Annotated in this window: 7 protein-coding genes; 2 read left to right on the top strand and 5 right to left on the bottom strand. The window is 65.7% G+C overall.

The window, feature by feature from the left end:
- Positions 1 to 7: 7 nt before the first annotated feature.
- The 4 genes from MU856_RS10665 to MU856_RS10650 form a co-directional block, all read right to left on the bottom strand.
- Positions 8 to 1891 carry an AMP-binding protein gene (locus tag MU856_RS10665; protein ID WP_263587528.1) on the bottom strand — a complete coding sequence of 628 codons (1884 nt, stop codon included), beginning with the start codon at positions 1889 to 1891 and terminating at the stop codon, positions 8 to 10.
- A 10-nt stretch (positions 1892 to 1901) separates the two neighbouring features.
- Positions 1902 to 2411 (bottom strand): GNAT family N-acetyltransferase, encoded by a 510-nt coding sequence (locus MU856_RS10660; protein WP_263587527.1) that lies wholly within the window; start codon positions 2409 to 2411, stop codon positions 1902 to 1904.
- Between the two features lie 154 nt (positions 2412 to 2565).
- Complete coding sequence (locus tag MU856_RS10655) at positions 2566 to 4233, bottom strand: MFS transporter (RefSeq protein ID WP_263587526.1); 1668 nt, start codon at positions 4231 to 4233, stop codon at positions 2566 to 2568.
- Positions 4234 to 4259: 26 nt separating this feature from the next.
- Complete coding sequence (locus tag MU856_RS10650; protein WP_263587525.1) at positions 4260 to 5669, bottom strand: porin; 1410 nt, start codon at positions 5667 to 5669, stop codon at positions 4260 to 4262.
- 176 nt (positions 5670 to 5845) lie between these two features.
- Between MU856_RS10650 and acs the strand changes: the two genes are divergently transcribed.
- Entirely contained in the window at positions 5846 to 7795 is a 1950-nt protein-coding gene (gene acs / locus MU856_RS10645; protein WP_263587524.1) for an acetate--CoA ligase, read from the top strand.
- Positions 7792 to 8421, top strand: a complete 630-nt coding sequence (locus MU856_RS10640; protein ID WP_062900390.1) for a LuxR C-terminal-related transcriptional regulator — start codon at positions 7792 to 7794, stop codon at positions 8419 to 8421. Before acs ends, MU856_RS10640 begins: the two co-directional genes overlap by 4 nt.
- On the opposite strand, the gene MU856_RS10635 is transcribed toward MU856_RS10640, so the two are convergent.
- The gene (locus tag MU856_RS10635) at positions 8395 to 11745 is read right to left on the bottom strand and encodes a PAS-domain containing protein (protein WP_263587523.1); all 3351 of its coding nucleotides are present in this window, start codon (positions 11743 to 11745) and stop codon (positions 8395 to 8397) included. The two genes, MU856_RS10640 and MU856_RS10635, sit on opposite strands and share 27 nt — an antisense overlap.
- Positions 11746 to 12048: the final 303 nt, after the last annotated feature.

Genomic DNA, 12048 nt, shown 5'->3' with positions numbered 1-12048 from the left:
TCCAATGTCAGGGCGCTGACCGCGCCGCGACGGCTGCGCGGACGATCGCGGGTACCCCCGGATCCTCGATCGTCGGCGGGCATTCGACATGCTGGCCGTTGACGATGTTGCGCAGCAGGTTGCGCAGTATCTTTCCCGACCGCGTCTTGGGAAGCTGCGGCACGACATAGGCGGTCTTGAGCGCCGCGACCGCGCCGAGTTCGGCGCGCACCGCGGCGATGACCATGCGTACCAGCGTGTCGGGATCCGCGGCTCCGGCGCGCGGGACGACGAAGGCGACGGGGATCATCCCCTTGATCGCATCGTCGGCGCCGATGACTGCGCATTCGGCGATGCCGTCCTGCTGCGCGACGATCTGTTCCATCTGACCCGTCGACAGGCGGTGGCCCGCGACATTGATGATGTCGTCGGTGCGGCCCATGATGTGGAGGAAACCCTCGGCATCGAAATGGCCCGCGTCCCCCGTCTCATAATAGCCGGGGAAGCTTTCGAAGTTGCGCGCGAAGCCGACCGGATTGTTCCACAAGGTGCGAAAGGCGCCGGGGGCAAGGGGGGCCTTGATCGTGATCGAGCCGCTCTGCCCGTCGGGGACCGGCTGGCCGTCCTCGCCGAGCACGACGAATTCATAGCCGGGTACCGGAAAGCCGGCGCTCCCGCGCTTGCGCCGCAGGTCGCCGAGCGCAAAGCAACTGGCGATTGCGGGCCAGCCGAGCTCGGTCTGCCACCAATGGTCGATCACCGGCAGGCCGGTCTTTTCCTCCAGCCAGGCGATGGTGTCGGGATCGGCGCGCTCGCCGGCGAGGAAAATCGCTTCAAGATCGCCCGTCCCGATGTCGGCCAGAAAGGCGGCGTCGGGGTCTTCCTTGCGGATTGCGCGGATCGCTGTCGGTGCGGTGAAGAAGGTCTTGACCCCGTGGCGGACGATCGTGCGCCAGAAGGTGCCGGGGTCGGGGGTACCGACGGGCTTGCCTTCGAACAGGATCGTCGTCGCGCCGACCAGTAGCGGGGCGTAAACGATATAGCTGTGGCCGACGACCCAGCCGACGTCGGATGCCGCCCAGAAACAATCGCCCGCGCCGATGCCATAGATATTCGCCATCGACCAGGCGAGCGCGACGGCATGTCCACCATGTTCGCGCACCACCCCCTTGGGCGTGCCCGTCGTCCCCGAGGTGTAGAGGATATAGAGCGGATCGTTCGCCGCCATGACCGCGGCTTCGGGTATCGGATCGCCGGCACATTCGCTGCGCAGCGTCATCCAGTCGATATCGCGCGGCGGCTGGAGATCGGCGGCAAGCGCATCGCGCTGGACCAGCACGACATGCTCGACCGGGTGGCTGGCGAGCGCGAGGGCTTCATCGACCATCGGCTTGTAGGCGATCAGCCGGCTCCCCTCGATTCCGCACGAGGCCGTCAGGATCAGGCGCGGCGCGGCATCGTCGATGCGCTTGGCAAGTTCCAGCGCCGCAAAACCGCCGAAAACGACCGAGTGGATCGCGCCGATACGGGCGCAGGCGAGCATCGCAAACACCGTTTCGGGGATCATCGGCATGTAGATGACGACGCGGTCGCCCTTGCCGACGCCCAGCCGCTTGAGCATCGCCGCGACGCGGCCGCTTTCTTCGAGCAATTGCGCATAGGTGAACCGGCGCGCCTGTCCGGTGACGGGACTGTCATAGACGAGCGCCGGCGCATCGCCGCGCCCCGCCGCGACATGGCGGTCAAGGCAATTGGCGGCGGTGTTGAGCGTGCCCCCGGCAAACCAGCCCGCATCGGCATCATGGATGCGCTGCGGCGGCGTCACCCAGTCGATCGCCCGCGCGGCCGCGCCCCAAAAGGCTTCGCGGTCGGTGATGCTGTCGGTCCAGGCCTGCCGGTAGGCGTCGCTCATCTGTCGTCCTTTATCGAAATGTCTTGGCGAGAACCACCAGCGTCGGATCGCCGTCGAACGCTTCGGGGGCGAAGCCCTTTTCGCGCTCGAGTTCGATGGCGGCGTGATTTTCGCGCGCCTCGATCGCAATCGCGCGCCGGACGCCGCGCCGTTCGGCCTCGCGGCTGACGAAATCGAGCAGTGCCCAGCCCACGCCTTTGCCGCGATAGTCGCTGCATATCGACACCGCGATTTCGGCGGTGTCCATCGCCGCATCGCAGGCGAGTAGCGCCGATCCGATCAACTTGCCGCTCGCCGCGTCGAAGCCGAGGAAGCTTTCGCTGCGATAATGGTCGGCGTGGATCAGCGGTTCGAGCTGGCGGTGGTTGACGTGGGCGCCGGCCGAAAAGAAGCGGAAGCGCCGGTCCTCGTCGCTGACGCGGTCGAAGAAATCGACGAGCGCCGCCTCGTCGGCTTCGGTGGCGGGGCGCACCAGCACGTCGATGCCGGAACGGGTGGGAAGCAGAAGCGTCGTGTCCATGGGAGAGAGCCTTTCGTTCAAGAGCCTGTGCCTCTTGCGCCCCGGCGTCCGATTATGCCTTGATCCAGCGCAAAGCCACGAAAAATCAGGGGCGAAAAAATCAGGGGAGGATGCGCGACCCGCCATCCTCCCCAGTCCATGCCGAAAGGCCTGCCTATGCGTCGATATTGCGGCGGAAGGTTTCGGGCAGGAACAATAGCCCCACGATCACCGTCAGCGCGGCGATGACGATCGGATACCAGAGGCCGTAGTAGATATCCCCCGTTGCCGCGACCATCGCGAAGGCTGTCGTCGGCAGAAAGCCGCCGAACCAGCCGTTGCCGATATGATAGGGCAGCGACATCGAGGTGTAGCGAATGCGGCTCGGGAACAATTCGACCAGCATGGCGGCGATCGGGCCGTAGACCATCGTCACGAGCAGGACGAGATAGGTCAGGATGGCGATGACCATCGGCTTGTTGATCGCATCCGGATCGGCCTTCGCCGGATAACCCGCCTTGGTCAGCGCCTCCTTGATCTGCCCCTGGAAAGCGGTAATCGCGGCCTTGCGTTCGTCGCCCGTTACCTTGGCGGGATCGGGAGCGGTAAAGCTTTCGGCACCGATGCGGACGACCGCGACGCTGCCTGCCGGCGCGGCGACGTTCGCATAGCCGATCGCGTTTTTGGCGAGGAAGGCCTTGGCGATGTCGCAGCTCTTGGCGTCGAACTTGTTCTTGCCGACGGGGTCGAACTGCAACGAACAGTCGGCGTCGTTCGTCACCACCGTCACCGGCGCCGAAGCCTCTGCCCGGGCAAGCGCCGGGTTCGCGGCTTCGGACAGCGCGTGGAAGGCGGGGAAATAGGTCACGACGGCCAGCGCGCAACCGACCAGGATAATCGGCTTGCGCCCGATCTTGTCCGACAGCCAGCCGAAAAAGATGAAGAAGGGCGTGCCGATCGCCAACGCGATTGCGATCAGGATATTGGTTGTCGCGCCGTCGACGAGCAGCATCTTTTCGAGGAAGAACATCGCGTAGAACTGGCCGGTGTACCAGACCACCGCTTGGCCGGCGACCGCGCCGAGCAGCGCGACGAGAACCCATTTGGCATTCTTCCATTGGCCGAACGCTTCGGTCAGCGGCGCCTTCGAGGTTGTGCCTTCGTCTTTCATCTTCTGAAAGACCGGGCTTTCGGAAAGCTGCATGCGGATCCACATCGACACCGCGAGCAGGATGATCGAAACGAGGAAGGGCACGCGCCAGCCCCAGTCCTTGAACGCTTCTTCGCCGATCAGCGTGCGCGTGCCGATGACGACGAGCAGCGCCGCGAACAGGCCGAGCGTCGCGGTCGTCTGGATGAAGCTGGTGTACAGCCCGCGCCGGTCGTTGGGCGCATGTTCGGCGACATAGGTCGCCGCACCGCCATATTCGCCGCCGAGCGCAAGGCCCTGCACCAGCCGCATGACGATGAGCATGATGGGCGCTGCAACGCCGATCGTGGCATAGGAGGGAAGAAGGCCGACGACGAACGTCGAAAGTCCCATCAAGCCCATCGTCACCAGAAAGGTGTTCTTTCGGCCGACGAGATCGCCGATCCGCCCGAACACCAGCGCCCCGAAGGGACGCACCGCAAAGCCCGCGGCAAAGGCCGCCAGCGCGAAGATAAAGCCGGTCGTTTCGTTGACGCCCGAAAAGAATTGCGCCGATATGATAGTGGCCAGAAGGCCGTAGAGATAAAAATCATACCATTCGAAAACGGTGCCCAGCGACGAGGCGGTGATGACGAGCTTTTCGCTCTGCGTCGCCTCGTGATGCTTGGGCAAATGGTCATATGCCGTTGCCATGAAACCTCTCCCTGTCCCTGTTCGGTTTAGAAACTATATTTTGCGGCAAATTCAAAGCGATCGAGCTGGCCCTTGGCGCCGCTCACGATTTCGCGCTCACCGTGGCGATATTCGATGCCAAGGTCGATGCTCTTGACCGGCGACCAGAAAAGGTTGGCGGCCGCGCTCCACGCCTTGTCGTTGAACCCCGACAGGGTCGCGAGCGGGATCGAACCCGCATAGTCGACATTCTGGTAGCTACCCATCAGGTTGACCCGGAGCTGCGGCGCCACGGCAAGGCGTACCGCCGCGAGCGCGGCGAACTCGCGAACATCGGCAAGGTTGCCGGTCGCCGGGTCGAACACCGAATCGGGCGCGAAGTTCAGGCCGACATAGCGGCCGGCATTGCTGCCATAGGTCGCCATGAAGCGGATATCGCTGCCCTTGTCGGCGGCAAGATAGATTTTGCCCGCGGCGCTGACACCCCAGCCGAAATTCTTTGCCGAGACACCGGCATTGGCAACGCGCACTTCGCGCGCGAGGCCCGCGAGCGACAATTCGCCAAGCTTGCCTGCATAGGCGATCCGCACCGCGAAGTCGGGTATGCTGTCGTCGCCGTTTTCGATCAGCGCCGGGGCGCCGAGGGTGGCGGTTCCCGACTCCGCATTTTCAATCGATGCATGGAGCGTCACGCCGCCGCCGAGCGGCGCCGAATAGCGGACAAGCGGCTGGCGGACGAACACCGTGCCTTCCGTCGCGCCGACGAAATCGGTGCTTTCGGGCAGCGCGCCGACATATTGGAAGGTCGACCAGTCCTGCCCGAAGGTGAATTTGTCGACCTGGATATAGGCGCGCCGCAGCGCCAGATTATAGCCGTTGGTGGTGCGCTGCGACCCTTGCGTACCCGGCGAGGTCTGAAAGTCGGTTTCGACATAGCCCTTCACCGCATGGCCCGCGACATCGGTCGACAGGTTGAGCCACAGCCGCGACTGTTTGGCGCTGAAATCCTGCACGCGAGCGGCCGGACCGGATCCGACCGGGATCGATTGCGGCAGATAGAAATCGCGGCCGAGCGAGTTGGTCGCGACTTCGCCTTCGCTGAACCGGCTGTTCGTCGCGGTAAGCTTGATGAAGCCGCCGATCTTGATCGTCGTTGCGCCCGAACGGAAACCGTCGGCGGGCGCCGCTTGCACTGCCTGCGGCTGCAGCGCCGCGACCTTCGTAGCCGCGGCATCGCTCTTCGCGGCGGCTTCTTGCGCGACGGCGGCGGTCGCTGCCTGATCGCTTCGCGCGCTTGCCAGATCGGCGCGCAGGCTCTGCATTTCGGCCTCGAGCTTCGCCAGCCGGGCCTCGAGCTCGGCTTCGCGCGGCGTCGATTGGGCAAAGGCCGTCCCCGGCGCGACGAGCGCGGTGGCGGCCAGCAAAAGATGGAGGGGTGTTGTAATTCGCCTTTTCATCCGACGTCTCCCTGTTCCCGATGTTCACCTCGGGATCGGGGCAGAGTGCGGCGCGCGCCATCGCGGCGCCATCCGGACGATGGTCGTAGACCTACGACCTTTGTCTAACAGCGCGGCGAGCGATGTTTGCGCTAGGCAGACCGGCAAAAGTCCCCGCGGACCAAAAGGAGCAAGCGATGGGAGAGACGATTTATCCGGTGCCGTCCGCCTGGGCGGCCGATGCGCTGGTCAATGACGCCAGCTATCATGCGATGTATCGGCAATCGGTCGAGCAGCCCGATGCCTTCTGGCGCGATCAGGCGAAGTGCATCGACTGGATGCGCCCCTTTACCCGCGTCAAGGAGACGAGCTTTGACGAAAGCGATTTCGGCATCGCCTGGTTCTCCGACGGGACGCTCAATCTTTCGGCCAATGCGCTCGATCGCCATCTCGCCGAGCGCGGCGACGCGATCGCGATCCTGTGGGAACCCGACGATCCGGCCGATGCGCACCGCGCGATCAGCTATCGCGAGCTGCACGCCGACGTCTGCCGCTTCGCTAATTTGCTCAAAGCGCAGGGGGTGCAGCGCGGCGAACGCGTGACCATCTATCTGCCGATGGTGCCCGAGGCCGCGGTGGCAATGCTTGCCTGCACGCGGATCGGCGCGATCCATTCGATCGTTTTTGCCGGCTTTTCGCCCGATGCGCTCGCCGGACGCATCACCGACTGCGACAGCCGCATCGTCCTGACCGCCGACGAAGGGCTGCGCGGCGGCAAGCATGTGCCGCTCAAGGCCAATGTCGACGAAGCGCTGGCCCATTGCCCCGGCGTCGAGCGCGTCATCATGGTACGGCGTACCGGCGCCGATGTTTCGATGGTGGAGGGCCGCGACATCGACTGGCACATGGCGGTCGCCGCGCAGAGCGACGATTGTCCGGCCGAGGAAATGAACGCCGAAGATCCGCTGTTCATCCTCTATACCTCGGGATCGACGGGCAAGCCCAAGGGCGTGCTGCACACCACCGGCGGCTATGCGGTGTGGGCGGCGGTCACGCACCGCTATGTCTTCGATTACCGGCCGGGGCAGATATATTGGTGCGCCGCCGACATCGGCTGGGTCACCGGGCATAGCTATGTCGTCTATGGTCCGTTGATGAACGGCGCCACGACGGTGATGTTCGAAGGGGTGCCCAATTTCCCCGATCCGTCGCGTTTCTGGCAGATCGTCGACAAGTTCGGGGTCGAAATCTTCTATGGCGCACCGACCGCGCTGCGCGCTCTGATGCGCGAAGGCGACGATTGGGTGACGAAAACCAGCCGCAAGACGCTGCGCCTGCTCGGCAGCGTGGGCGAGCCGATCAATCCCGAGGCTTGGGAATGGTATCACAAGGTGGTCGGCGAAGGGCGCTGTCCGATCGTCGATACCTGGTGGCAGACCGAGACCGGCGGCGTGATGATCAGTCCGCTTCCGGGCGCCACCGCGCTCAAGCCCGGTTCGGCGACACGGCCCTTTTTTGGCGTTCAGCCGGCGCTGGTCGACAATGACGGCGTCGTTATCGAAGGGGCCGGTGACGGCTGCCTTGTCATCACCGACAGTTGGCCGGGGCAGATGCGCTCCGTCTGGGGCGACCATGCGCGCTTTTTCCAGACCTATTTCACGACCTTCAAGGGCCGCTATTTCACCGGCGACGGCTGCCGCCGCGATGCCGACGGCTATTACTGGATTACCGGCCGTATCGACGATGTCATCAACGTGTCGGGTCACCGCATGGGCACCGCCGAGATCGAAAGCGCGCTCGTCGCGCATCCCAAGGTCGCCGAAGCAGCGGTCGTCGGCATGCCACATGACATCAAGGGGCAGGGCATCTATGCTTTCGTCACCACGAACGCCGAGGTCGAACCCGACGAGGCGCTGCGCAAGGAGCTGGTCCAATGGGTGCGCCACGAAATCGGCCCGATCGCGACGCCCGACGTCATCCAGTTCGCGCCATCGCTGCCGAAGACGCGTTCGGGCAAGATCATGCGGCGTATCCTGCGCAAGATCGGGGAGAATGATGTGAGCAATCTGGGCGACACATCGACCCTCGCCGACCCCACGGTGGTCGATCATCTGCTCGCGCATCGGCCCTTGCTGGCGGAGGCGTGACAGGAACCGTCCTCGTTGCGGACGACCATCCGCTTTTTCGTCAGGCGCTGCGCCTGGCGGTCGAAAAAATATTGCCCGAGGCCGCGATTGCGGAGGCCGGAACGCTCGCCACAGCGGTCGCCGCGGCCACCGCCGCGCCCGATCTCCGGCTGATCCTGCTCGATCTCAAAATGCCCGGCGCGACCGGCTATTCGGGGATTGCGCTGCTTCACGCCGAATGTCCCGACGTTCCGATCCTCGTCGTATCGAGCGCCGAAGGCGCGGCGGCTGCCGATGAGGCGCGGGCATTTGGCGCGATCGGTTTTCTGCACAAGGGCAGCGACCTTGGCGCGATCGAGGCGGCGGTTGCGGCAGCGATTGGCCGCCGGTCGGCGCCGCGTTCCCCCGCGCCGGATTCGGCCACCGACGAGATTCGCGAAACCGTCGCCAGCCTGACCCCGACTCAGCTCAAGGTCCTGCTCGCCGTGCTCGGCGGCCAGCTCAACAAGCAGATCGCCCATAATCTGGGAATCAGCGAGGCGACGGTGAAGGCGCATATGACCGCGATCATGCGCAAGCTCGACGTTCGCAACCGCACCCAGGCGGCCCTTGTCGCGCGGTCACTCGGGCTCGATCTCGCGCACTGACAGCGCCGTCAGAAAATCCTCGATCGCGCCCGCCGCGACGGGTTTGGCAAGGATCGTCACCCCCAGTTCGGCCGCGCGGGCGCGCATGGCAGCGCCATTTTCCGCCGTCACCAGAAGGGCTGGGAGACCGGGGTGCTGCATCTGCAACTGCGCGATCAGGTCGAGCCCGTTGGCGCCGTCATCCAGCTGATAATCGACGAGTGCTGCATCGAAACGTCCCGGCGCTGAGAGAGCATCGCCCGGCCCGCGCGCGCCAACCGCATCGTGGCCCATGCGCGCGAGCAGGGCGAGGCTCGCCTCGACGATGCGCTCGTCATTATCGACCGCCAGAACACGCAGCGACTGCGGCGCTGGGTTTCCCGTCGCTGCGATCTTCGGGAACGCGGTCGGCGCTTCGCCGGACTCGGCGGCCGGCAGATAGAGGCTGAAACGGCTGCCGCGACCGGGCGCCGATTGCACCTCGATCCGCCCGCCGAGCAGCCGCACGATGCGGCGCACGAGGGCAAGGCCGAGCCCCAGACCCTCGACCTCCACCTCGCCGAGCCGCACGAATTCGGAGAATATATCCTCGATCTGTGCCTCGGCGATGCCGACGCCGGTGTCGATGACGTCGATCCGCCAATCGCCGCCGCGCCGCCTTACACCGATAAGGACGCCGCCGCGCGCGGTGTAGCGCACCGCATTGCCGATGAAATTCTGCATCACCGATCGGAGCAGCCCGGCGTCGCTTTCGACGGTGCCCGGCATCGCGCCGATGCGTAGTCGGAGGCCCTTGGCTTCCGCCATCGGACGGAAGGTTTCGGCGAGATCGCCCAGAAACGGCGCAAGCGCGATGGCGGCGGGTTCGGGCGTCACCCCGCCCGCGTCGAGCCGGCTGATATCGAGCAGCGAGCGTAGCAGGTCTTCCGCCGCCACCAGCGCGCTTTCGACGCGGCCGATCAGGTCGTGCTGCGCCGCGCTCGCATCGCGCCCGAGCGCGGCGGTAAACAGCCGCGCGGCATGGAGCGGCTGCAGAAGATCATGGCTCGCCGCAGCGAGAAAGCGCGTCTTGTCCTGATCGGTCCGCGCGAGGCGGCGGTTGGCATCGCTGAGCTCGCGCGTGCGATCGGTGACGCGCTGTTCGAGCTCCTCGAGGGTGCGGCGCAATTCTTCGCGCATCCGGGCTTCTTCGCTGATGTCGGTGAAGGACATGACATAGCCGCCGCCGGGCATCGATCCGCCGACGATCTTGATGACGCGGCCGTCGTTGCGGTGCCGTTCGACGCTGTGTTCCTGCCCGCGGCGCAGATGTTCGAGCCGCTTTTCGACATGATGTGCGACATCGCCCGGTCCGAAATCGCCCTGCTCGGCATTATGCCGGATGAGATCGGCGACGGGCACGCCGACGCGAACCAGACCGGGGGGGTAGTTGAACAGTTCAAGATAGCGGCTGTTCCATGCGACGAGGTTGAGGTCGGAATCGACGACGCTGATTCCGGCGCCGACATTTTCGAAGGTCGCGGCGAGCAGCCGGCGCGAAAAGCGCAGGCTCTGACCCCCTTCGTCGAGCAGCCGCGTGACTTCGTCGAAGCTGAGCTGGCCGCCCGCGAGCGCAGAGGCGACGAGCGCGCGTGCCGAAGAGGCACCCACGACCTGCGCGATCAGTTCGCGGGCGCGCTGTGCCGCCTGCCGGTCCACCGGATGGCTGCGATCGGCGCCCGGAAAGGCCTTGCCCGCCTGTTCCTCGCCGACGAAGCTTCCGGTGAGCTGCGCAAGATCGGCGAGGTTGGTGATCGGCCGCTGCGCGCGGACGAAGCGCGGCAGCGGCGGCGTTTGCACCTTGCGCGCGGCGATCGCGGCATAGACGATCAGATTGGCGCCGACGCTCCAGATGACGCCGTGCGAGAGTGGCGCGGCGCCGCCGATCCCGAGCAGGCGCAGCGGATCGATAGCGGTCCCCGCCAGCGCGTCGAGCCACGCGGTCGGGACGACCGGCGGCAATGCGAGCGTGTAGAGCCAGAGTGCCAATCCCACCGAAAGGCTGGCGCGTGCCGCGAGTGAATCGCGGCCCTTGCCAGTTGCCGCGAGGATGAGATGCGGGGTGAACTGCGCCATGGCGGCAAAGGCGATGAGGCCGATGGAGGCGAGCGAATCCCGTGCTGAAACGAGCAGAGCCCAAACGAGTCCCATTGTCAGGATCGCAAGGATCGACAGTCGCCGGATCGTGAGCATCCGCCGCCCGATCGCCCCCGATTCTGTCGTCGCCGGCGCGCGCATCAGGGTCGGGAAGACAAGGTCGTTCGATACCATCGTCGCCAGCGCGGTCGAATCGACGATCGCCATCGACGCCGCCGCGCTGACCCCGCCAAGCAACGCCGCTGCGAGAACGAAGCCGAAGCCCTCGGCCGCGGGCAGTTCGAGCACATAGACGTCCGGGGCGATCGCCGGGCCGAGCACGGTCAACCCCGCGAGTGCGATCGGAAGGACGACGATCGCCATCGTGCCGAGATAGGCGGCAAGGCCGAAGCGGGCGCGCACGAGATCGTCGGGCTGGCGCGCTTCGACCAGTCCCATGTAGAATTGCCGCGGCAAGGACAGGATGGCGGGCATCGCGATCAGAAAGATGATCGCGACATTGAGCGTCAGTCCTTGCGGCTCGAACCGCGATTGCAGCGCCGAAAAGCCCTCGATCACGCGTTGCGGCGGGGTGGCGGCGAGTACGGCCACCGCCACGCCCGCGACCGCGACGAGCGCAAGCAGCTTGATCGCCGATTCAAGGCCGATCGCGTAGAGCAGCCCTTCGCTGCGGCCCGCGAGTTCGAACCGCCGCGCCCCGAAGAGGATTGCGAACAGCGCCAGCAGCGGTGCCGCGACCAGCATCGCCTGCGCCGTGACATCGGCGCCCGACACGATGCTGAGCGCGGCGCCGATAGAGCGAAGCTGCAACGCGATATAGGGAATGGTGCCGAGCAGCGCGATCACCGTCACCAGCCGCGCGACGACGACATCGTGGCCGAAGCGCGCAGCGATGAAGTCCGATACGGTCGTTGCTTGCTCCTCGTGGACCGCCTCCGACAGGCGACGCAGAAAGCGCGGCGCGGCGAGCAGCAGCAGCATCGGCGCTGCATAGATGGGCAAATAGCTCCACCCGTCGCGCACCGCGCTGCCGACCGCACCATAGAAGGTCCAACTCGTGCAATAGACGCCGAGCGCCAGCGTATAGGCACGGTGGCGCAGGGCGGGACGCCGCGCGAGCGCCGCACCACGCGTCTCGACGAGCGCCGCAATGACGAACAACAGCAGGATCATGGCCAGCGCCAGCAGCGCCGCGGACTGCAAACTCATCGTCGGCTCCTGCCTCGGGCAATCCGCGGGATCGTATCTGGGAAAGCGAGCGGAGCAAGCGGCTTTATCGTGAAGGCGGCGCGCCATGCCGATAAGCGCCGCGCCGATCGAGAGCCTCGCCGGCTGCGGACGCAACGCTTGTCCTACTCCTTATCACCGCGGCACGGGCCTAACCCGTGCGCTTCCGTTGATGAAACGTCGCGTGGCATCGGGGGCGGGGCGGGCCGGGCATCGATCTCCGCGGCCCATGTCCGCTTTTGCATCGCCGTCTCGTCTAACGGATTGTCGGATCGCTGCGCATGC

It is taken from the genome of Sphingopyxis sp. GC21, from assembly GCF_025727575.1.
Classification (GTDB): domain Bacteria; phylum Pseudomonadota; class Alphaproteobacteria; order Sphingomonadales; family Sphingomonadaceae; genus Sphingopyxis; species Sphingopyxis terrae_A.
This window is presented reverse-complemented; position numbering and strand designations above follow the sequence as displayed.